The organism is Microbacterium sp. ANT_H45B (genome assembly GCF_008369345.1).
In the GTDB taxonomy this organism is placed as follows: domain Bacteria; phylum Actinomycetota; class Actinomycetes; order Actinomycetales; family Microbacteriaceae; genus Microbacterium.
This window is the reverse complement of record NZ_VOBK01000003.1, coordinates 257,240-278,049: the sequence shown is the minus strand read 5'-3', so window position 1 is coordinate 278,049 and position 20,810 is coordinate 257,240. Positions and strand designations below refer to the sequence as shown.

The 20,810-nt window shown below is 70.0% G+C and carries 20 protein-coding genes; 16 read left to right on the top strand and 4 right to left on the bottom strand.

Features of this window, described 5'->3' with window-relative positions:
* The first annotated feature begins 72 nt into the window (after positions 1–72).
* Positions 73–696, top strand: coding sequence for a TetR/AcrR family transcriptional regulator (locus FQ142_RS13540; RefSeq protein WP_056412455.1), 624 nt, complete (start codon positions 73–75; stop codon positions 694–696).
* A gap of 34 nt (positions 697–730) precedes the next feature.
* Here FQ142_RS13540 and FQ142_RS13535 read toward each other — a convergent pair whose 3' ends face one another.
* Positions 731–1,708, bottom strand: coding sequence for an o-succinylbenzoate synthase (locus tag FQ142_RS13535; protein ID WP_056412452.1), 978 nt, complete (start codon positions 1,706–1,708; stop codon positions 731–733).
* A gap of 85 nt (positions 1,709–1,793) precedes the next feature.
* Between FQ142_RS13535 and FQ142_RS13530 the strand changes: the two genes are divergently transcribed.
* The 9 genes from FQ142_RS13530 to FQ142_RS13490 all read left to right on the top strand — a co-directional run bounded on the left by FQ142_RS13530 (position 1,794) and on the right by FQ142_RS13490 (position 10,324).
* Positions 1,794–2,705 (top strand): 1,4-dihydroxy-2-naphthoyl-CoA synthase, encoded by a 912-nt coding sequence (locus FQ142_RS13530; RefSeq protein ID WP_149423716.1) that lies wholly within the window; start codon positions 1,794–1,796, stop codon positions 2,703–2,705.
* Between the two features lie 25 nt (positions 2,706–2,730).
* Complete coding sequence (locus tag FQ142_RS13525; protein WP_149423715.1) at positions 2,731–3,891, top strand: AMP-binding protein; 1,161 nt, start codon at positions 2,731–2,733, stop codon at positions 3,889–3,891.
* Between the two features lie 75 nt (positions 3,892–3,966).
* A complete protein-coding gene (locus FQ142_RS13520; protein ID WP_149423714.1) occupies positions 3,967–4,758 on the top strand; it encodes a class I SAM-dependent methyltransferase in 792 nt (263 codons plus the stop codon).
* A 60-nt stretch (positions 4,759–4,818) separates the two neighbouring features.
* Complete coding sequence (locus tag FQ142_RS13515) at positions 4,819–5,994, top strand: histidine kinase (RefSeq protein ID WP_149423713.1); 1,176 nt, start codon at positions 4,819–4,821, stop codon at positions 5,992–5,994.
* Positions 5,991–6,626, top strand: coding sequence for a response regulator (locus tag FQ142_RS13510; RefSeq protein ID WP_056412437.1), 636 nt, complete (start codon positions 5,991–5,993; stop codon positions 6,624–6,626). The genes FQ142_RS13515 and FQ142_RS13510 overlap by 4 nt, the downstream gene beginning before the upstream one ends.
* A gap of 109 nt (positions 6,627–6,735) precedes the next feature.
* Positions 6,736–7,497, top strand: coding sequence for an ABC transporter ATP-binding protein (locus FQ142_RS13505; RefSeq protein WP_056412434.1), 762 nt, complete (start codon positions 6,736–6,738; stop codon positions 7,495–7,497).
* Positions 7,494–8,966 (top strand): ABC transporter permease, encoded by a 1,473-nt coding sequence (locus FQ142_RS13500; RefSeq protein WP_149423712.1) that lies wholly within the window; start codon positions 7,494–7,496, stop codon positions 8,964–8,966. The genes FQ142_RS13505 and FQ142_RS13500 overlap by 4 nt, the downstream gene beginning before the upstream one ends.
* Positions 8,967–9,041: 75 nt before the next feature.
* On the top strand, positions 9,042–9,734 hold the full coding sequence (locus tag FQ142_RS13495) for a 2-phosphosulfolactate phosphatase (protein ID WP_149423711.1): 693 nt from the start codon (positions 9,042–9,044) through the stop codon (positions 9,732–9,734).
* Positions 9,735–9,826: 92 nt separating this feature from the next.
* Positions 9,827–10,324, top strand: a complete 498-nt coding sequence (locus FQ142_RS13490) for a DUF3054 domain-containing protein (protein WP_149423710.1) — start codon at positions 9,827–9,829, stop codon at positions 10,322–10,324.
* 693 nt (positions 10,325–11,017) lie between these two features.
* On the opposite strand, the gene FQ142_RS13485 is transcribed toward FQ142_RS13490, so the two are convergent.
* From FQ142_RS13485 to FQ142_RS13475, 3 genes are all read right to left on the bottom strand, one after another.
* Positions 11,018–11,506 carry a SprT-like domain-containing protein gene (locus FQ142_RS13485; RefSeq protein WP_056412423.1) on the bottom strand — a complete coding sequence of 163 codons (489 nt, stop codon included), beginning with the start codon at positions 11,504–11,506 and terminating at the stop codon, positions 11,018–11,020.
* Positions 11,507–11,551: 45 nt separating this feature from the next.
* Complete coding sequence (locus FQ142_RS13480) at positions 11,552–12,079, bottom strand: hypothetical protein (RefSeq protein WP_045254706.1); 528 nt, start codon at positions 12,077–12,079, stop codon at positions 11,552–11,554.
* A gap of 139 nt (positions 12,080–12,218) precedes the next feature.
* Positions 12,219–13,079: a spermidine synthase gene (locus tag FQ142_RS13475; protein WP_149423709.1), complete on the bottom strand. Its 861-nt coding sequence runs from the start codon at positions 13,077–13,079 to the stop codon at positions 12,219–12,221.
* A gap of 193 nt (positions 13,080–13,272) precedes the next feature.
* On the opposite strand from FQ142_RS13475, the gene FQ142_RS13470 reads away from it, so the two are divergent.
* The 6 genes from FQ142_RS13470 (at position 13,273) to FQ142_RS13445 (ending at position 20,633) form a co-directional block, all read left to right on the top strand.
* On the top strand, positions 13,273–14,565 hold the full coding sequence (locus FQ142_RS13470; RefSeq protein ID WP_149423708.1) for a sugar ABC transporter substrate-binding protein: 1,293 nt from the start codon (positions 13,273–13,275) through the stop codon (positions 14,563–14,565).
* 14 nt (positions 14,566–14,579) lie between these two features.
* Positions 14,580–15,557: a carbohydrate ABC transporter permease gene (locus FQ142_RS13465; protein WP_149423707.1), complete on the top strand. Its 978-nt coding sequence runs from the start codon at positions 14,580–14,582 to the stop codon at positions 15,555–15,557.
* Positions 15,554–16,387 carry a carbohydrate ABC transporter permease gene (locus FQ142_RS13460; RefSeq protein ID WP_149423706.1) on the top strand — a complete coding sequence of 278 codons (834 nt, stop codon included), beginning with the start codon at positions 15,554–15,556 and terminating at the stop codon, positions 16,385–16,387. Before FQ142_RS13465 ends, FQ142_RS13460 begins: the two co-directional genes overlap by 4 nt.
* Positions 16,384–17,898 (top strand): glycoside hydrolase family 3 protein, encoded by a 1,515-nt coding sequence (locus tag FQ142_RS13455; RefSeq protein ID WP_149423705.1) that lies wholly within the window; start codon positions 16,384–16,386, stop codon positions 17,896–17,898. Before FQ142_RS13460 ends, FQ142_RS13455 begins: the two co-directional genes overlap by 4 nt.
* A gap of 14 nt (positions 17,899–17,912) precedes the next feature.
* Positions 17,913–18,779: a MurR/RpiR family transcriptional regulator gene (locus FQ142_RS13450; RefSeq protein WP_149423704.1), complete on the top strand. Its 867-nt coding sequence runs from the start codon at positions 17,913–17,915 to the stop codon at positions 18,777–18,779.
* A 180-nt stretch (positions 18,780–18,959) separates the two neighbouring features.
* The gene (locus tag FQ142_RS13445) at positions 18,960–20,633 is read left to right on the top strand and encodes an ABC transporter substrate-binding protein (protein ID WP_149423703.1); all 1,674 of its coding nucleotides are present in this window, start codon (positions 18,960–18,962) and stop codon (positions 20,631–20,633) included.
* Positions 20,634–20,810 lie beyond the last annotated feature (177 nt).

Sequence of the window (20,810 nt, the reverse complement as noted above, 5' to 3'; positions counted from 1 at the left end):
ACATGTATCGTAAAGTGATCGACGCTCCGCACCCTGTGTGCGGGGTGTGAAAATGAGAGGCAGGAGGATTCGATGACGACACCCGCCACCCGCAGTCGCGAGAACACACGCGTGCGACTTCTCGACGCCGCAGCCCAGCTCTTCGCCGAGGTCGGTCTCGACGGCGCCTCTGTCGAGGCGGTCTGCGATCGAGCAGGCTTCACCCGGGGCGCGTTCTATTCGAACTTCGACTCGAAGGACGAACTCTTCCTCATGCTCGCCGGGAGCGTCGCCGAGCAGCGCATCAACGCCGTGCGCGGACGCGTCGACGAGATCGCGGCCGACGGAGGGCTCTCGGAGGGGTGCGATCCGGTTGAGCTCGTGCAGCAGATCATGGATTCGGCCGAAGAGGACCGTCTCGACGTCATGCTGATGAGCGAGATCCGCATCCGTGCTCTGAGGGATGCGCAGTTCGGGGCCGCCTACCTCGCCCAGGAGCGTGAGATGGTCTCGAGCATCGCGACCATCATCACCGACATCGTGTCGGTGAGCTCACTCGAGCTGAAGGTCCCGGCCTACGACGCGGCGCGCATGCTCATGCTCATCTGGGAGGGCATGACCGTTCGCGGAGCGATGGCCGGGCAGGACTCCGACAGGCTCCGTCACTCGGGCAGCGAGGAGCTGGGCAGGCTGGTGCAGCTGCTGCTCGCGAAGTGACGCGACGGCGGGCAGGCAGGCGGATCGGGGTCGGTCAGCGGGCCTCGAGCACGGCGTAGCAGCGCGCGAGTCGATCGAGCCACCAGTCGCGACGGTCCGTCGATGCGGCCAGGCGGGTGAGGGCGTCGGCATCCGGCGTCACGCGGCCGGCCGGAATCGACCCGTCGACCGGGCGCAGATCGGCGACGTCGTCGAGGAACAGGGATGCCGTGCCCAGCCCGCAGTCGTAGTCCAGCGCCGGGATCGCGGCCGCCAGGGCCGCGCCCTGGGAGAGTCCGACCGCCGTGTCGAGCGCGCTCGAGACGACCACGGGAAGCCCTGCCGCCGTGATGATCTGCAGTGCGTGCGTGACGCCGCCGAGTGGCTGCGCCTTGATCACCAGCAGGTCGGCGGCCTTCTCCCGGGCGACGGCGAGCGGATCGGACGACTTGCGGATGCTCTCATCCGCCGCGACCGGGATGCCCATGTACTTCACGCGGGTGCGCAGCTCGGCGAGTTCGGGCACCGTGGCGCAGGGCTGCTCGACGTACTCGAGATCGAACTCGTTGAGGGCGTGCACGGCGTGCTCGGCCTCGTCGACGTTCCACAGCCCGTTCGCGTCGACGCGGATGCGGCCCTCCGGGCCCATGGCCTCGCGCACGGCCCGAACGCGGGCGATGTCGTCGGCGAGCGTCTGCCCCGGTTCTGCCACTTTGACCTTGGCGGTGCGGCACCCGGCGAAGCGCGCCAGGACCTCGGCGACGCGGGCGGCCTCGACCGCGGGGATCGTCGCGTTCACGCCGATCCGCTCCCGCAGCGGCGCGGGCTGCACGTTCCAGGCGAAGTCGATCGCGGCCGCGAGCCAGGTCGCCGCCTCCGCGTCCTCGTACTCGAGGAAGGGGGAGAACTCCGCCCACCCCTGCGGTCCCTCGATGAGCAGCGCCTCGCGGGTGTCGACGCCGCGGAACCGGGTGTGCAGGGGCAGTGCGACGATCCGGGCCGAGCTGAGCAGGTCTGCGAGCGGTGGGAGCATGTGCTCATTCTGCTCTGAGACGGTCGCGGCGGGGCATCCGCCGTGCCGAAGCGTCTGCGACCCCGGCGGGAATAGGCTGGACACCGTGACCAGCGCATTCGTCTCAGACCTGTTCGACCCGGACGAATGGGTGCTCGCGCCCGGAGCCGAGGACTACACCGACATCACCGCCCATGTGAGCACGGACGGAGGGGTCGCCCGGATCGCGTTCAACCGGCCCGAGGTGCGCAACGCCTTCCGTCCCCACACCGTCGACGAGCTGTACCGCGCGCTCGACGATGCGCGGCAGAACCCCCGCATCGGGGCGGTGCTGCTGACGGGCAACGGCCCGAGCCCGAAGGACGGCGGCTGGGCGTTCTGCTCGGGCGGCGACCAGCGGATCCGTGGTCGCGACGGCTACAAGTACTCCGATGACGAGACGACCGTGCATGATCCGGCACGTGCGGGCAGGCTGCACATCCTCGAGGTGCAGCGGCTGATCCGCTTCATGCCCAAGGTCGTCATCGCGGTCGTTCCCGGCTGGGCGGCCGGCGGCGGGCATTCGCTGCACGTCGTCTGCGACCTCACGATCGCCTCCGCCGAGCAGGCCCGGTTCAAGCAGACCGACGCCGATGTGGGCAGCTTCGACGCGGGCTACGGTTCGGCCTACATGGCTCGGCAGACGGGGCAGAAGTTCGCGCGCGAGGTGTTCTTCCTCGCCGAGGAGTACTCTGCGCAGCGCGCGTACGAGGCCGGCGCCGTGAACCGCGTCGTGCCGCATGCGGAGCTCGAGCGCGAGGCACTGAAGATGGCGCGCACCGTGCTCACCAAGTCGCCGACCGCGATCCGGATGCTGAAGTTCGCGTTCAACGCCGTCGACGACGGACTGGTGGGACAGCAGGTGTTCGCAGGCGAGGCCACGCGTCTGGCCTACGGCACCGACGAAGCCGTCGAGGGTCGGGACTCGTTCCTCGAGAAGAGGGATCCGGACTGGACCTCCTTCCCCTGGCACTACTGACCCCGACACGAGGGAGCGCACTCACATGGTCGCGTTGAGATCGACGGATGCCGAGGATCCCTCCGAACTCCTCGGCGATCTCGCGCGTGCGCTCGACGGGGGCCCCGCGCTCGGATTCGGCATGCTCGGCGACGCCCCGAGCTGGGTCTCCGAAGGGACGGCGGTCGTGATCGCCACGTCGGGATCGAGCGGCATCCCCAAGCGCGTCGCCCTGAGCGGTGAGGCGCTGCGCGCGAGCGCAGACGCCACGGCGGCACGGATCGGCGCGGGCCGCTGGCTGCTCGCCCTGCCGGCGGGCTATGTCGCAGGCCTTCAGGTCATCGTGCGTTCACTGGTCGCCGGCACGCGGCCGGTCGCGCTGAGCGGACGGTTCTCGCCCGCGTCCTTCGCCGAGTCGACGCTCTCGATGCTCCGGCCGACCTCGAGCGCACCGAGCTCCCTCCCCGAGCTCTACACGTCGCTCGTGCCCGCGCAGCTCTCGACCCTGCTCGACGCTGCGGACGACCGCCCCGTGCTCGCCGCGCTGCAGGCGTATCGCGCGATCCTCGTCGGCGGGCAGGCGCTGCCCGAACCGCTGCGCGAGCGCGCGGCCGATCTCGGCATCCGGCTCGTGCGCACGTACGGCTCCACAGAGACCAGCGGCGGATGCGTCTACGACGGGGTGCCGCTCGACACCGTCGGGGTGCGGACGGTCGACGGCGAGCTGCGCATCGCCGGCCCGATGCTCGCCGAGGGGTACCTCGGCGACGGCGAGCTCACGGCGAAGAACTTCTCGCGGGACGAGCACGGCATCCGCTGGTATCACACCGGTGATCTCGGGCTTCTCGACGACGGCGTGGTGCGGGTGCACGGACGGGCCGACAACGTGATCGTCTCCGGCGGACTCAACATCTCCCTCGACCGCGTCGAGCGGCTGGTGCGTCGCGTGCCCGGGCTCACCGGAGCGGTCGTGGTGGGCGTCGAGGACGAGCGCTGGGGTGAGGCCTCGGTGATCGTCGCCCCGCGTGGGGAGGCGCTGCGGCGCACGGAGCCCGAGCAGCTCGCGCACGCGCGCGACGTGGTCGCCGAGGAGCTCGGCAAGCACGCCAGGCCCGCGCGGCTGATCCTGGTCGACGAGCTCGACGTGCTCGCCTCGGGAAAGCCCGACCGAGAGGCGATCCGGCGCGCCGTCGCCGAGCTGGACTGACCGTCCGGGCGGGTTCGGGTCGGCTCCGTCGGGGGTCGATTCGGTGCGCTCCGGGAGCTGCTGCGAGACTGGGGCATGGCCACCTACACGCACGGACATCACGCCACCGTCCTCCGCTCGCACAGCACTCGCACGATCGCGAACTCGGCGGAGTATCTGCGGCCGCATCTCGGGGCCGGCATGCGACTTCTCGACGTCGGAGCAGGCCCGGGCAGCATCACGGTCGATTTCGCCGGTGTGGTCGGTCATGTGACGGCGACCGAGATCGATGAGGGCGCCCTCTCGCTGTCGCGCGCCCTCGCGATGAGCAGAGGGCTCACGAACCTCGACTTCTCCGTCGAGGACGTGCACTCCCTGAGCTTCGCCGACGACAGCTTCGACGTCGTGCACACGCACCAGGTGCTGCAGCACGTCGGCGACCCGGTGCAGGCGCTCCGGGAGATGCGTCGAGTCACGGTGGCGGGCGGAGTGGTCGCCGCGCGGGACGCCGACTACGCGGGCTTCCTCTGGTTCCCGATGCTTCCGGAGCTCGACCGCTGGCTCGACCTCTATCGGCGCGCGGCACGAGCGAACGGCGGCGAACCCGACGCGGGCCGCCGCCTGCTCGCCTGGGCGCGGGCCGCCGGATTCGACGATGTCACGGCGACCAGCTCCACGTGGACCTATGCGACGCCGGAGGACCGTGCCTGGTGGGGTGGCATGTGGGCAGACCGCATCCTCGAGTCCGCGCTCGCCCGGCAGCTCGTCGACAGCGAGATGGCGACAGGTGCCGACCTGCGGGCGATCAGCGAGGCGTGGACGCGCTGGGCCGACGACGGAGACGGCTGGTATCTCGTGCCGCACGGAGAGATCATCGCGCGCGCCTGACCCGTGGGATACATCTGCAGGCGGATGCGGGACGCCTCCGTGGCCGCGTAGCGTGGGGGAGTGATCCGCCCGCTCTCCCGCACGGCGCTCGTGCTCGACATCGTCGGGGCGGCGCTGCTCTTCGTCGTCCTCACCCCGTTCTCCGTCGCCTTCTACGGGCCGGGGACGGGCAGCGCGACCGCCAGCGGCGCCTCGGTCGTCGCGGTCGTCGTGGCCGGGCTCCTGATGTGCGGCGGTGTCGCGATCGGCCGGCTCGCCCCCGCTCTCGCCCTCGTCGCCGCCTGGGCGGGTGCGATCGTCCAGATGTCGGCGAGCCTCGGTCCGCTCCCTCTCGATCTCGGGATCCTGCTGGTGCTCTACGCGACGGCGGCCTGGGGCTCGCGTGCCGTGCTCTGGTGGGGGTTCGGCTCGGCGCTCTTCGGCGGCCTCGTCGCCGCCGTGTACATGGTGGCCGTCACGGGTGTCGGCTCCGGGTCCAGCGGCTGGGATCAGCTGACCTTCGGCACTCTGCTCCTCGTGCTCTCGATCCTCGCCCTCGGGTTCGCCTGGGTGTGCGGTCTGCTGTGGCGGGTGGTGCTGCGAGCCCGCCGCACCCGTTCCGCGCAGCTGCAGGCGGAATCCCTCGCGGCCGAGGAGCAAGAGCGCGTGCGCATCGCTCGCGACATGCACGACATCGTGGCGCATTCCCTCGCCGTGGTCATCGCCCAGGCCGACGGTGCGCGGTACGCCGCCGCGGCGAAGCCCGAGATGGCCACCGAGGCGCTGGGCACCATCGCCCAGACCGCGCGATCCGCGCTCAGCGACGTGCGCCTGCTGCTCACCCAGCTGCGCCATCGTCAGGGCGAAGGGCCGCAGCCGACGCTCGCCGACCTCGAGGCGCTGTTCGCCCAGGTGCGTCAGGCGGGCATCGAGCCGCGCATCACCGTCGACCCCACCCCGCCGGGCGAGCCGCCGGGGGCGATCCAGCTCGCCGTGTACCGCATTCTGCAGGAGGCGCTCACCAACGCCATCCGGCACGGCGACGGCGCCGTCGACGTGCACCTCGCATGGCTTCCCGATCGCGTCGACATCGACGTGCGCAACACGGTCGGTCGCGAGCTCTCGTCGAGCAGCGGAGGGCACGGAGTGATCGGCATGCGCGAACGTGCCCAGCTCGTCGGCGGTAGCCTTCAGGCGGAGCGCGAGGGCACCCGGTTCGTGGTGCGTGCCTCGCTCCCGATCGGAGAAATCGCATGATCAAGGTCGTCCTCGTCGATGATCAGGCGCTGTTCCGCGCCGGCATCCGCATGCTGCTCGCCTCGCAGCCCGACATCGATGTCGTCGGCGAGGCCGGAGACGGACGTGAGGGGCTCGAGGTGGTGTCCAGGACCCGTCCCGACGTCGTGCTGATGGACATCAGGATGCCGGTCATGGACGGTCTCACGGCGACGGCGGAGATCCTCTCGCGGCCCGAGCCGCCCCGGATCGTCATGCTCACCACGTTCGACCTCGACGAGGCGGCCGCCCGGGCGATCCGTCAAGGTGCCAGCGGCTTCCTGCTGAAGGATGCCGACCCCGAGTTCCTCCTCGCGGCGATCCGCACCGTGCACTCCGGGTCGAGCGTGATCGCCGCGTCGGCCACCCGGGAGCTGTTCGAGCACTTCTCCGAGGCGCCCAAGCCCGTGCCGCCGCAGTTCGCAGCGCTCACCGATCGCGAGCGGGAGATCTTCGCCCTCGCGGCGAGGGGCCTCTCGAACGCCGAGATCGCGGCCCGCGAGTACCTCAGCGAGGCGACGGTGAAGACGCACATCAGCCGGATCCTGGCCAAGCTGAGCCTGCGCGATCGCGTGCAGCTGGTGGTCTTCGCCTTCGAGCACGGACTCGCCTGAGTCCCGTTCCCGGGGCACCTCCGGGTGCATCCGGATCATCCTGCAGATGTACACGGATGCTCCGCCCGGGCGATGCGGGGTCGCGGCCCTGCTCCGTAGCGTCGATGACATGGAGATCACGACCACCGACCTCGGGCTCGCAGCCCGCGTCCAGCACCTCGAGAAGACCTACGGCTCCGGTGAGGGCACCGTCCGTGCGCTGGACGACGTCAGCGTCGGCATCCGCCGCGGGCAGTTCACCGCCATCATGGGGCCATCGGGATCCGGCAAGTCCACGCTCATGCACATCATGGCGGGGCTCGACACCCCGACCAGCGGACGCGCATGGATCGGCGACACCGAGATCACCGGACTCGCCGACCTCGACCTGACCATCCTGCGTCGGCGTCGCGTCGGCTTCATCTTCCAGGCGTTCAACCTCGTCCCCACCCTGACGGCTCTCGGCAACATCATGCTGCCGTTCGAGCTCGACGGCCGTCGCCCGAGTGCGATCGAGAAGGCCCGGATCGACGGGCTCATCGAGACCCTCGGGCTCGGCTCCCGGCTGCAGCACCGCCCGCACCAGCTGTCCGGCGGTCAGCAGCAGCGGGTGGCCATCGCACGGGCGCTCGCGACCGCCCCCGACCTGGTCTTCGCCGACGAGCCCACCGGCAACCTCGACTCGAAGACGGGGCGCGAGGTCCTGCAGCTGCTGGCGACCGCGAGCCGCGAGCACGGCCAGTCCATCGCGATGGTGACGCACGACGCGATCGCGGCCAGCCACGCGGACCGGGTGCTCTTCCTCGGCGACGGTCGCATCGTCGCCGACCATCCGCGCCAGAGCGCCGAGGAGATCTCCGCGTACATGCTGGCGGCGGAGGTGTCGGCATGAGCGCCGTGATGGAGTCGGCGACGAGGGCCGTCGTCCCGCAGACAGCGGCGACAGGACCCCGTCTGGCCTGGCTGCGGGATCGGGGCATGGGGGCGAGCGTGCTCGTCGCGGCGCTCTCGGCGGCATTCGGAGTGGTGCTCGTCGAGACGACGACGTACATCGGCGCGGTGCTGCAGGCCGATCCGTTCATCGGGGGGAGCGAGACCCTCGCGGTGGTCATCGGTCTGCTGTCGGTGCTGCTCACCGCTGTCGCGATGTATGTCGCGGCGATCGTGACCGCCAACACGTTCTCGACCATCATCGCGGGCCGCACCCGCCAGATCGCGCTGATGAGGCTCATCGGCGCGACCGCCCGGTCGCAGCGCTCGGAGGTCGGTCGACAGGGGCTCGTCGTCGGTCTCATCGGCGCCGTCCTGGGGCTCGCGGCGGGGCTCGGGATCGCCGCGGTCGGCGTGGGGATCGGAGGACAGCTGATCGAGAACGTGCCGGAGGGGTTCTCCCTCGGTCAGCCCGCCATCGCGCTGCCGGCGATCGGTGTCGCGCTCACCACCTGGGCCGCCGCGTGGGTGGGATCGCGGCGGGTTCTCGCGGTCACACCGCTGCAGGCGATCGGCGGCTCGGTGGAGCGCACCCATGAGGAGGTCTCGCGCCGCAGTCGTCACGTCGGCGCCTGGGTGCTGCTGATCGCCGGCTCGCTGCTGCTGGCGGGGGGAGTGGTGGCAGGACTGGTGAGTCCCGCCGGCGTGGTGATCGCCTTCGTCGGCGGTCTGCTGTCGTTCACGGGTCTCGCGCTCGGCGCCGTGCTGTTCATGCCGCCGGTGCTGCGACTCGTCGGTCGCATGTTCGGGTCGAGCGCCACCGCACGGCTCGCCGCCGAGAACGCGCTGCGTTACCCCGAGCGGTCGTCGCGCATGGCGATCGGCGTGGTCATGGGGGTCACTCTCGTCACGATGTTCGCCGTCGCGCTGGAGTCGGTCAAGCAGATGCTGATCACCCAGGTCGAGGGGGAGACGCCCCCGGAGTTCTTCGCGCCGTTCGACGCCTTCGCCGCCGTGATGATGGTGCTCGTCGCCGTCTCCGCGGTGATCGCCGCCGTCGGGCTGGTGAATCTGCTGACCATCGGGGTCGTGCAGCGTCGCCGAGAGCTGGGACTGCTGCGTTCCATCGGGCTCTCCAACTCTCAGGTGCGCCGCATGGTGCTGCTCGAGGCCACGCACATCACCGTCGCGGCGACGCTGACGGGGCTCGTGCTGGGAGTGGTCTACGGATGGATCGCCGCGCAGTCGCTGCTCGGCTCGACGCCGACCCTGCCGGACTTCACCCCCGCCGGGCTCGTCGCCCCGCACGTGCCGTGGATTCCCGTCGCCATCATCGTCGTCGCCACGGCGGTGCTGACCCTGGTCGCGGCTGCGACACCGACGCGGCTCGCCACGCGGGTCGCGCCGGTCGAGGCGCTCGCCGCCGACTGACCGCATCCGATGCCCCGGGTGACCCACGAGGTCATCCGGGGCATCGCCGCGCATGCCTCGCCCTAGGCTGGAGGGATGCCGTCTGCGTTCGATCAGTCCACGTATCAGGTGCGCCTCGACTGGGGCGTCGAGGGGCTCGAACGTCTCGCTCCGGCCGATGTCGTCGTGGTGGTCGATGTGCTGCGGTTCTCCTCGAGCGTGGCGGATGCCGTCGCATCCGGCACCACGGTGGCGCTCGACGATGCCGTGAACTGGTCTCGCAACGGAGCCGCGGTCGCCGCGCGCGCCCGTGACGATTCCCGCGCCGCACAGGCGGGCACCGGTGATGCTCCCGTCGTCCTGGTGGGGAGTCTGCGCAACGCCTCCGCCGTCGCCAGGGCCGTGGCCACCCTGCAGGAGCGCAGGCAGGCGCGCACCTCCGTCGCGGTGATCGCCGCGGGCGAGGCGGACTCCTCCGGCGTGCTCCGCTTCGCCGTCGAGGACCAGCTCGGAGCGGGCGCCGTGATCTCCGCGCTGACCGACCTGGGCATCGATCACACCGCACCGGATGCCGCGGTCGCCGCCGAGGGCTTCCGCGCCCTGTCGCGGGCGCTGCGACACCTCATCGGAGCGAGCGGTTCGGCTCGGGAGCTCGCCGATGGCGTCGCCGCGACCGATCGCATGCGGGCGGCGGGGGTCGTCCCGGCGTCGACCGCCGAGGCCGCGCAGGTCGACGCGCTCGACGTGGTGCCGATCCTGCGCGAGGGTGTCTTCGCCGCGTTCGAGTGAGGCGGGCGGGAGCGTCCTCGCCGGGATGGTCCCGTCGGCAACAGGCCGCACCGTCGACACCGGATCCGGCCGGCGCGACGTAGGGTCGTGGCATGAGGTACGTTCCCGCACTCATCCTCGATGCCGTCCTGGTGCTCGTGTTCGCCGTGATCGGCCGCGCCTCGCACGAGGAGGACCCCGGTGGGTTCCTGCTCACGGCCTGGCCCTTCCTCGTCGCGCTGCTGCTCGGCCACCTCGTCGCCGCGCTGCTGCCTGCGCGCCCGCGTCGCCCGTGGTCCCTGGCCTGGGGCGCGGTGGCATGGGCTGTGACCGTCGTCGGGGGGCTCCTTCTTCGCGTGGTCTCCGGGGACACCGCGCAGATCGCCTTCATCATCGTTGCGACCCTCGTGCTGGCCGTGTTCCTGCTCGGCTGGCGCGTGTTGGCGGCGTTCCTGCGTCGTCGTGCCGGTCGCACGGATGTCGCACCCACGGACGACACGATGGACGTCGACCCCGCGTCCGGTGCGGAGACCGCATCGGCGTCCCGCGCCGGGCGCGTCGCGGATGCGGCGGCGCCGTCCGACCCGAACGACGACGACCGCGCGCGCTGACGCGTGCGGGGTCACTTCCGCATCCGCGCTGGGGTGCGGGGTCGGTTGCGCACCTGCGCTCGGGTGCGGGGTCGATTGCGCATCCGAAATTGCCTGGTGCGGTGTGCTTTTGACCCCGGCCGGTTCGGGCGGCGGCGAGGATGCGGGCGCTGACGCATGCGGGGTCGATTGCGCATCCGGATGGGGTGCGGGGTCGATTCCGCACCTGCGCTCGGGTGCGGGGTCGATTGCGCATCCGAAATGGCCTGGTGCGGTGCGTTTTTGACCCCGGCCGGATCGGGCGGCGACGAGGGTGCGAGCTAACGTATGCGGGGTCACTTCCGCATCCGCGCTGGCGTGCGGGGTCACTTCCGCATCTGCGCTGGGGTGCGGGGTCGATTGCGCATCCGAAATGGCGTGGTGCGGTGTGTTTTTGACCCCGGCAGGATCGGGCGGCGACGAGAGTGCGAGCGGTGACACATGCGGGGTCACTTCCGCATCCGGATGGGGTGCGGGGTCACTTGCGCATCCGCTCCGGGGTGCGGGGTCACTTCCGCATCCGAAAAGGGATGGCGCCGTGCGTTTTTGACCCCGGCTGGCTCGGACCGTTACGCCGCTCGCCCGACGCCGCCCCCGCCCGACGCCGCCACCGGACGCCGCCCGCCGGCTCCCCGCGACCGCGCGGGGGGCGACGCGGCACGTGCCGACGCGCGCTCAGCGGGACATCTGAGCGGCGAGCCGGGTGTCGGCCGTGATCTCGCGGCGCGTCCACTCGAACACGTAGCGCGCGTCATACGACCGTGAGCATCGGGCGCAGGACGTCGCCCGCGTCGGACGGCGGTGCCGATAGGTGACGTGCCCGGAGGGGCAACGGCCGACCCACGGCGCCAGTTCCACAGCGGTCTCGCCGTGATGGGTGGTGCCACCGACGTATCCGAGGTCGCGGGCCACGCGCTTCCACGCAGGACCATGAGCCGCTTCGTGACCGGCGATGGCGTGCGCGACCTCGTGCAGAAGCACCTGATGGATCTCATCGTCGTCGAACCGCGCGGCCAGGTAACGCGACACCGTGATCCGCTTCTTCGTGTAGTCGCACTGCCCTGCTCGGCGCTTGGCGTGGTCGAAGTCGAACGACCAGCTCGTGTCGAGATGCAGCGTGATCAGTGCGTCGCCCCAGACGCGCACCCGGTCAAGTTCCGCCATGCGATCAGGCTAAGCCATGCCACCGACATGGGAGCGCAGCGGGCGTCAGCCTGCGACGAGCTGTGCGGTGCGACGCCGTTCGGCGGCTTCGATCGCGAGCAGCACGGTCTCGAGCTCCCGATCCTCCGCACCGGCCTCGCGGCGGAGGAAGAGCGACTGCTTGAAGCTCTCGCGCGCAGTCTCGAAGTCCCCGGCCTCATACGCGTTCTTGCCGTGGTGGTGGTAGGCGAAGGCCGCGATCGACAGCCACCGCTGCCCCTCGGCCTCGGCCGCGCAGGTGGAGAGCTCCTGCTCCGCGGCGGCGTGCGCCCCGCGGTACTGGAGGATGGTGGCGTGCAGCACGCGGGCGCGCAGGACGTCCTTGCGCGTGCCGGCCATGCGCGACTGGCGCACGGCCTCGTCGGCGAGCGGCAGAGCCTCGTCCAGGCGATCGAGGACCTTCAGCAGCCACACGCGCTCCAGCAGCGCCGGAAGGCTGCGCTGGCCCTCGATCTCGCTCAGTCGTGCCGAGCACTCACCGATGTCGACCAGCTCGCGAAGGCTCTCCGGGTCATAACCCTGGATGAAACTCATTGCTCTCCTTCCGCAGCGTCCTCACTCCAGTGTGCCTCGCGCGGGCGGTCTGGTCGGGTCGGCACGCCCACACCGGCGAGACACACCGGCGAGACCGCCCGGCGAGACGGCCGCGAGGAGATCGTCTCTGCCGCTGTGATCAGCGCAGGAACAGCGACGCGTCGGGCCGGGGCGAGGGCACGGCATCGGCGTCGGTCACCACGCGTGCGCCCTGCAGGAAGGCCCGCGCCTCCGCGCCCTGGGCGATCTTGGCCGGATGTGGTCCGGCGGCCAGCATCCGCGGCAGCCATTCCGTCGGCAGCGGTGCGGACGAGGCGGCCATGACGAGATTGCCGAAGTGGCGACCCTTCAGCACCTGGGTGTCGGCGAGCACGGCGATCTCGGGCAGCACCTCCGCGATGGTCGCGAGCTGGCGTCGAGCGAACGCGAGGCCGGGTCCGTCAGCGACGTTGACGAGCAGCACGCCTCCGGGGGAGAGGAGCGCCGAGAGCTCGCGATAGAACTCGATGCTGGTCAGGTGCGCGGGGGTCTGGGCGCCGGAGTACACGTCCGAGACCACGAGGTCGCAGCTCTCGACGAGGGCGGAGGGCAGCCGGGCGATGCCCTCGCGGGCGTCGCCGATCCGCAGCCGGATCGAGGCGCCGCGGGGGAGCGGCAGGTTCTCGCGCACGAGCGCGACGAGGGGTGCTTCGAGCTCGATGACCTGCTGCCGGGAACCCGGTCGCGTCGCCTCGATGTAGCGGGGGAGGGTGAGTGCACCGGCGCCGAGATGCACGGCGGTGAGGGGGCCGGCGGCGAGCTGGTCGATCACGGCGCCCATGCGCACGATGTACTCGAAGTGCAGGTGGGTGGGATCGTCGAGGTCGACGTGGGACTGCGGCGTCTCGTCGACGATGAGTTCGAACCCGGTCGTGAACTCCGAGGGCACGATCCGGGCGAGACCGCCGTGGTCGAGACGGGCCTGAGGATGCTCGGTGTCTCGTGCTCGCGTCCTGCCCATGAACCGAGACTACGCGCTCCCTCACTCCTCCTGCAGACAGACCCCGCGGGCGGCAGAGCCCGGTCTGCGAGGCGATGTTACGGCCGCATGACGTTTCTGGGAAGAACTTGCAGCGAATTAGTTAGTGGTGAATACTTTTTCCTACGTGGTAGGCACCCGATGCCGCCAGGACGTTTCAAAGAGGAGAACCCTGATGCACAAGCGCATTCTTCCGGTCGTGGCGCTCGGCGCTGTGGCCACCCTGGGCCTGGCGGCCTGTGCCGGTGGCGCAACCGGCGACGGTGGAGCCGTCGACGGAGAGGGCCAGGAGCTCACCGTCTGGATCATGAAGGGCACCAACCCCGACGCCAGCGCGTTCTACGACGAGGTGTCCTCGGCATTCGAGGAGGAGACCGGGGCGACCGTCAAGATCGAGGAGATCCAGTGGGCCGACGCCCACGACCGCTTCGTGACCTCGATCGCCGGCGGCACCACCCCGGACATCGCCGAGACCGGCACCACCTGGACCGCGGAGTTCGCGGACGCGGGTGCGCTCGAGCCGCTCGATGAGTACGTCGACGCCGAGAAGGGCCTGCGCGACGACCTCGTCGAGGGTCTGGCTGTGGCCGGCACCTACGATGACGAGCTCTACGGCATGCCCTGGTACGCCGGCGTGCGCTCGATCGTCTACCGCACCGACGTGTTCGAGGAACTCGGCCTCGAGGCTCCGAAGACGTGGGACGACATCGTCACCGCGGGCGAGGCCATCAAGGCCGCCAAGCCCGACATGCTGCCCTTCCCCGTCGCCGGGGACGCCGAGTTCCAGGTCTACCCGTGGGTCTGGGGTGCGGGCGGCGAGGTCGCCACCCTCGACGGTAAGAAGTGGACGAGCGAGCTCGACAGCGACCAGTCGCAGGCGGGCATCGAGTTCTACACGGGCCTCGCCACCGAGCACGGTTTCTCTTCGGCCGGCGCCACCACGTGGAAGGAGACCGACCTGCGCGACTCCTTCACCCAGGGCAACGTCGCCATGATGCTCTCGGGCTCGTGGACCCCCAAGGCTCTCATCGAGGCCAACCCCGAGCTCGACGGCAAGATCGGCGCGGCCGTGATCCCGGGCGAGGACGGCGGGATCGCTCCGTCGGTGCTCGGCGGCTCGCACCTGTCGGTGTTCAACACCACCAAGAACGCCGAGCTCTCGTGGCAGTTCGTCAAGCTGATGACCACGGGCGAGTTCGCCGAGAAGTGGGCCGATGAGACCGGCTACTTCCCCGGAGTCCAGTCGGCGATGGAAGAGGCCCTCGCCTCGACCGACCCGCTGGTCGCCCCGTTCGCCCAGCAGATGGTCGAGGGTGGAGCATCCGTGCCCGTCACCCCGAACTTCGGCGCCGTGCAGGCGAAGAAGACGACGAACTCGATGATCCAGGCCATCCTCAGCGGGCAGAAGGACGTCGCCACGGCGACGAAGGATGCCGCGGCCGAGATGACCGACCTGCTCAACAAGTAAGGCCGTACCCCTTCATGTCGATGGTGCACGCGCCGCTGCCGGCCACGGAGACGGAGCCCCGCTCCGCCTCCGTGGCCGGCGGGCGGCCCCGCCGGCGAGGTCTCTCGCTGATCACGGCCCGCCCGTGGCTCCTGCTCGCTCCCGGGCTCGTGATCCTCGCGGTGCTCATGCTCTGGCCGCTCATCCAGGTGGTCGTGTACTCCCTGCAGGACTACGGTCTCCGTGAGATCAACACGGGCGAGAGCAACTGGATCGGATTCCAGAACTACATCGAGGCGCTCACCGATCCGACCCTGTGGACGGTCGTCCTGCCGAACACCGTGGGCTTCGCCGCCGTGGCCGTGTTCGTCACGGTCGCCGTCGGCACTCTGGTCGCTCTGCTGCTGGCCCGGCTCGGCACAGCATGGCGCACCATCGTCTCCAGCTGCATCATGGTGGCCTGGGCGATGCCCGCCGTCACCGGAACCTATGTGTGGACGTTCATCTTCGATGCGGATCGCGGCATCTTCAACAGCGTGCTGCGCGACCTCGGGCTGATGGACGACCCGGTGAACTGGTTCACCAATCAGTGGTCGTTCTACGCGATCGTGCTGCTCAACGTGGTGCACCACGGGTTCCCGTTCGTCGCGATCACGGTGCTCGCCGGGCTCCTCGGCGTCTCGAAGGAGATGCTCGAAGCGGCCGCCCTCGACGGCGCCAACGCCTGGATGCGCTTCTGGAAGATCATCTTCCCGACCCTCAAGCCCGTGTTCTCGGTGGTCATCATCCTGTCGACCATCTGGGACTTCAAGGTGTTCGCGCAGGTGTACCTCATGCCGGGTGGCGGCGGGGGCAACCGCCAGGTCCTGAATCTCGGCGTCTGGTCATATGTCGAGTCGTTCGGTCAGAACCGCTACGGCTTCGGCGCCGCGCTCGCCGTGCTGCTCACCCTCGTGCTGATCGGCATCACCATCGTGTACATCCGATCCCTCATGAAGGAGGACGAGCTGTGAACCCCCGCGCCTCTCTCCGCTCCCGCATCGGCACCGGGATCGCGGTCGCGGCCGTCCTGATCTTCACGCTGTTCCCCGTCTACTGGATGGTCTCCAGCGCGTTCGACGCGAAGGCATCCAGTGGCGGGCAGTCCCTGCTGCCGCAGGAGTTCACCTTCGACAACTTCGCCTTCGTGCTGACGGAGGGCGGTTTCGGCACCTTCCTGCGCAACTCGGCGATCGTCGCGGTCGTCACCGTGCTCGTGAGCGCCCTCGTCTGCCTGCTCGCGGCCGTCGCTGTCGCACGGTTCCGCTTCAAGTTCCGCACCACGGTGCTCATGATGATCCTCGTCGTGCAGATGGTGCCGCTCGAGGCGCTCGTCATCCCGCTGTTCCTGCAGGTCAAGAGCCTCGGGCTGCTCAACAGCATCCTGGGGCTGATGGTCGTGTACGTCGCGCTCTCGCTCGCCTTCGGGATCTGGATGCTGCGCGGCTTCGTCGCCGCGGTCCCGGTCGAGCTGGAGGAGGCCGCGTACATCGACGGGGCGAGCTGGTGGCGGATGTTCCGCTCGATCCTGCTGCCGCTCGTGATGCCGGGCCTCGTCGCCACGAGCATCTTCAGCTTCATCACGGCATGGAACGAGTTCATCTTCGCCATGACGATCCTCGGTGCGCAGACCGACCAGTACACGGTCTCGATCGGTCTGAAGTCGTTCTTCGGCCTGTTCGCGAACGACTGGGGCAGCATCATGGCCGCGTCGACGATCATCACCCTGCCGGTCATGATCTTCTTCGTGATCGTCCAGCGCCGCCTCTCGGCGGGCATGGTCGCGGGTGCGGTGAAGGGATGAGCGACGACCTCACCCGTCTCGCGAACGGCGTGCTCTGGCCGGGCTTCCTCGGCACGGAGGCGCCGGAGTGGCTGCTCGCCGAGCTGCGCGACGGCCTCGCGGGGGTCGTGTACTTCGGCCAGAACATGGGGGAGGGGCTGGTGGAGCTCAGCGCGTCCATCCGCCGTGCGAACCCCGACGCGCTCATCGGGATCGACGAGGAGGGCGGCAACGTCACGCGCCTCGAGTCCGCGACGGGCTCGACGCTGCCCGGTGCCGCGCAGCTCGGGGTCGTCGACGACGTCGTCGCGACCAGGGCCGCGGCCGCGGAATTGGCGCGACGCGTCGCTGCCGTCGGTGCCGACGTCGTGCTCGGCCCGGTGGCCGACGTCAACACCGACCATCGGAACCCGGTGATCGGCGTGCGCTCGTTCGGTGACGACCCTGCACTCGTGTCGCGTCACGTGCGCGCCGCGGTCGAGGGGCTGCAGAGCGGCGGGGTGGCCGCGTGCATCAAGCATTTCCCCGGACACGGCGACACCCACCTCGACTCCCACCACGCCCTCCCGGAGATCACCCTCGACGTCGACGAGATCGAGCGGGTGCACCTCGAGCCCTTCCGCGCCGCGGTCGCCGACGGCGTCGACACCGTCATGACGGCGCACATCATCGTGCCGGCATGGGGTGACGAACCTGCGACTCTCAATGCCCGCGTGCTGGGCATGCTGCGCGGATGGGGCTTCGACGGGGTGATCATCTCGGATGCGCTCGACATGGCGGCGATCCGCGAGACCGTGGGCATCGGCGGCGGGGCCGCGAAGGCGCTGGCGGCCGGAGTCGATCTGCTGTGCATCGGCAACCCGACCAACCTCGGAGATGCGGCACGGACGGATCAGGATCACCGCGATCTCCTCGAGGCGCGTGACGGGATCGTCGCCGCGATGCGCGACGGCTCGCTGACCCGCGCCAGGGTGGAGGAGGCCGCGGCCCGCGTGCGGGCGCTCGCCGAGACCCTGCGAGCGCGGGCCGCCGAGGCGCAGGCGCCCCTCGGGTACGACGCGGCCGACGTCGTCGCGCGGGCGGTCACCGGCGCGACGGCGGATGCCGATGCGCTCGCTGTCGTCGACGCGCGGCGTCGCTCGTCGCTCGCGGTCGACAGCGCCTCCGCGCACGTGGTCGAGGTGCTCGCCGCCGACGGACATCGGGGCCGCGTCGATGTGGCTCGTGCCGGCGCGGAGGAGCAGGATGCCGCGCTCGATGCGGCCGTCGCCGCCCCGGGCCTCACCGTGATCCTGCTCGACCGCCCCGATGCCGACGCCGCGCAGCGGTCACTCGTCGATCGGGCGGCTGAGCGCGACCCCGCGGCCGTGGTGGTGAACGTCGGGCTGCCGGCACGACGCCCGCTCGCGCTCCCCGTCGTCGAGGTCGGTGCGGCGAGTCGGATCGGCGCACAGGAGGCCAGACGTCGGCTGACCGGCGACTCCACTTTCTCCCGCATTTCGTCATCCGACGACACCCGACGGGTTCTCTGAGGCAGGATGACACCGTGGACGCCGATGTTCTTGCGCTGGTGCGGAGATCCGTCCCGCGACTGAGTGCCGCTGAGGCCCGAGTCGCGGAGACGATCCTCGGCGACCCGACGCTCGTCGTCGATCTCGCGATCAACGATCTCGCCAGGCTCTGCAACACCTCGCTGTCGACCGTGGCGCGTTTCGCGCAGACCCTCGGTTTCACGGGATACCGGGAGCTGCGCGTCGCGGTGGCGCGCACCGTCACCCTCGCCCAGGCGCAGCGTGCACGGTTCGGACTCGACACCACCGCGATCGACCCCCACGACGAGCCGGCCGCCATCGCCGCCAAGCTCGCGGCGCAGGAGATCGACGCCATCGAGAAGACCGCCCTGGGGCTCGATGCCGACGCGCTCGACCGCGTCGCGCGGGCGGTCATCGATGCGCGGCACGTCGACCTCTTCGGGCAGGCGGCGTCGTCTCTCACCGCGCAGGACCTGCAGCAGAAGCTCGCCCGCATCGGATGCTCCGTCGCTCACTCCGCCGATCCGCATCTGGCGCTGACGACGGCTTCTCTGCGCACCCCCGGCGACGTGGTGATCGCGTTCTCGCACGGCGGTGAGACGCAGGAGGTCGTGCGCGCGGTCGAGGTGGCGAGGGACGCAGGGGCGCTCTCGGTGGCGATCACCGGCGTGCCGGATTCGACCCTCGCCCTCGCGGCGGACGTCGTGCTGCTGACCTACGCGCAGGAGTCGCCGTTCCGGATGGCCGCGATGTCGAGCCGTATCGCGCAGCTCGCGCTCGTCGACATCCTGTTCGTGCGGATCGTCCAGCACCGGGGCGAGCCGGTGGTGATCCCGCTGCAGCTGACGCACGACGCCGCCGCCTCGCGTCGCCGCCGCTGAGTCCGACGCCACGGCCCGGTCGTGCGGGACCGCTCGATTACGAGAATTTCCGTAACAGGAATGCAACCTGGAAGTGTTTTGCAGAGGTCGGTGCACTGGGTAGCGTCGATGCAACACCGGTTCCGAAGTCGACGACGCCTTCGGAACGCGCACAGCTGCGCTCGACAGGAAGGTCACACAATGCACCATGAAGTCATGCGTCGGCGAGGTCTCATCGCCGTCACCGGAGCAGCGCTCGCCGCGCTGGTCCTCTCGGGATGTGTCGCCAGCGAGCGCGGCGACGACGGGGCAGAGGGCTCGGGAGATGTGGACGGCACGTTCGTGTTCGCCGCATCGTCGGACCCGGCCAGCCTCGACCCGGCATTCGCGCAGGACGGCGAGAGCTTCCGCGTCTCGCGTCAGATCTTCGAGGGTCTGGTCGGCACCGAGCCCGGCACGGCCGACCCCGCCCCGCTGCTCGCCGAGTCGTGGGAATCATCGGATGACGGCATGAGCCACACCTTCGCCCTCAAGGAGGACGTCACCTTCCACGACGGCACCCCCTTCAACGCCGAGGCCGTCTGCGCGAACTTCGACCGCTGGTACAACTGGACCGGCCTCGCCGCCTCCGAGGCGTTCGGCTACTACTACAACAAGCTCTTCAAGGGCTACGCGTCCGACCCTGCGAACGCCGTGTACAAGTCCTGCACCCCCGACGGCGACTACTCCGTGACGATCGAGCTCAACAAGCCGTTCGCAGGCTTCGTCGCCTCGCTCTCGCTGCCCTCGTTCGGGATGCAGAGCCCGTCGGCCCTGCAGGAGTTCGGGGCCGACGACGTCAGCGGCTCCGCCGAGGCGCCCGTGCTGTCCGAGTACGCGATGGGTCACCCCGTCGGCACCGGTCCCTACCAGTTCGACGAATGGGCACCGGGCGAGCAGGTCTCGCTCAAGGCCTATGGCGACTACTGGGGCGACGCGGGTCAGATCGACGAGATCATCTTCCGCACGATCGACGACCCGACCGCGCGTCGTCAGGCTCTCGAGTCCGGCTCGATCGACGGCTACGACCTCGTCGGCCCCGCCGACACCCAGGCGCTCGAGGACGACGGCTTCACCATGGTGTCGCGTCCTCCCTTCACGATCCTCTACCTGGCGTTCAACCAGGCGATCCCCGAGCTGCAGGACCCCAAGGTCCGTGAGGCGCTCTCGTACGCTGTCGACAAGGACGCCCTGATCAGCCAGGTCCTGCCCGAGGGCACCGAGAAGGCGATCGAGTTCGTCCCCGACACCGTCAACGGCTACAACCCCGACGTCACGACATACGACTACGACCCCGAGAAGGCCAAGTCGCTGCTGGCCGAGGCCGGCTACGACGAGGCCAACCCGCTGAAGCTCACCTTCAACTACCCGGTCAACGTCTCGCGTCCGTACATGCCGGACCCCGAGCAGATCTTCACGGTCCTGTCGTCGCAGCTCTCCGAGGTCGGCGTCGAGACCACCCCGGTCTCGGAGGAGTGGGTCGAGTACCTCGACCGCACCACCGGCACGTCCGACCACGGCATCCACCTGCTCGGCTGGACCGGCGACTACAACGACACCGACAACTTCGTCGGCGTCTTCTTCGGCCAGCAGAGCTCGGAGTGGGGCTTCGACAACCCCGAGCTGTTCCAGAAGCTGAACGAGGCTCGTGGCGTCTCCAACCTCGAGGACCAGACGGCCCTCTACGAGGAGATCAACGAGATGGTCGCGCAGTTCATCCCCGGCGTTCCGCTCGCGCACCCGGCGCCGACCCTGGCGTTCGACCCGCGAGTCAAGAGCTACCCCGCCAGCCCGGTGAACGACGAGGTCTTCACGGACATCGTCCTCACCGAGTAGGTCCGACCCGACGCGAAAGCCCTTCGTCTCGTCGCTCCGCTCCTCGCTCAGGGGCCGGAAGACTTGCTCCTCGCTCTGGGGCCGGAACACGTGCTCCTCGCTCAGGGGCCGGCATTCCGGTCCCTGGGCGGGCCGGCATTCCGGTCCCTGAGCGGGGCCGGAACACCCGGTCGCTGA

Excerpts from the sequence above, each read along its gene's own strand:
- FQ142_RS13470 (WP_149423708.1), top strand. The coding sequence starts at position 13,273 with ATGCACAAGCGCATTCTTCCGGTCGTGGCGCTCGGCGCTGTGGCCACC.
- FQ142_RS13510 (WP_056412437.1), top strand. The coding sequence starts at position 5,991 with ATGATCAAGGTCGTCCTCGTCGATGATCAGGCGCTGTTCCGCGCCGGC.
- FQ142_RS13455 (WP_149423705.1), top strand. The coding sequence starts at position 16,384 with ATGAGCGACGACCTCACCCGTCTCGCGAACGGCGTGCTCTGGCCGGGC.
- FQ142_RS13495 (WP_149423711.1), top strand. The coding sequence starts at position 9,042 with ATGCCGTCTGCGTTCGATCAGTCCACGTATCAGGTGCGCCTCGACTGG.
- FQ142_RS13465 (WP_149423707.1), top strand. The coding sequence starts at position 14,580 with ATGTCGATGGTGCACGCGCCGCTGCCGGCCACGGAGACGGAGCCCCGC.
- FQ142_RS13475 (WP_149423709.1), bottom strand. The coding sequence starts at position 13,079 with ATGGGCAGGACGCGAGCACGAGACACCGAGCATCCTCAGGCCCGTCTC.
- FQ142_RS13485 (WP_056412423.1), bottom strand. The coding sequence starts at position 11,506 with ATGGCGGAACTTGACCGGGTGCGCGTCTGGGGCGACGCACTGATCACG.
- FQ142_RS13525 (WP_149423715.1), top strand. The coding sequence starts at position 2,731 with ATGGTCGCGTTGAGATCGACGGATGCCGAGGATCCCTCCGAACTCCTC.
- FQ142_RS13500 (WP_149423712.1), top strand. The coding sequence starts at position 7,494 with ATGAGCGCCGTGATGGAGTCGGCGACGAGGGCCGTCGTCCCGCAGACA.
- FQ142_RS13480 (WP_045254706.1), bottom strand. The coding sequence starts at position 12,079 with ATGAGTTTCATCCAGGGTTATGACCCGGAGAGCCTTCGCGAGCTGGTC.
- FQ142_RS13535 (WP_056412452.1), bottom strand. The coding sequence starts at position 1,708 with ATGCTCCCACCGCTCGCAGACCTGCTCAGCTCGGCCCGGATCGTCGCA.
- FQ142_RS13505 (WP_056412434.1), top strand. The coding sequence starts at position 6,736 with ATGGAGATCACGACCACCGACCTCGGGCTCGCAGCCCGCGTCCAGCAC.
- FQ142_RS13540 (WP_056412455.1), top strand. The coding sequence starts at position 73 with ATGACGACACCCGCCACCCGCAGTCGCGAGAACACACGCGTGCGACTT.
- FQ142_RS13520 (WP_149423714.1), top strand. The coding sequence starts at position 3,967 with ATGGCCACCTACACGCACGGACATCACGCCACCGTCCTCCGCTCGCAC.
- FQ142_RS13445 (WP_149423703.1), top strand. The coding sequence starts at position 18,960 with ATGCACCATGAAGTCATGCGTCGGCGAGGTCTCATCGCCGTCACCGGA.
- FQ142_RS13490 (WP_149423710.1), top strand. The coding sequence starts at position 9,827 with ATGAGGTACGTTCCCGCACTCATCCTCGATGCCGTCCTGGTGCTCGTG.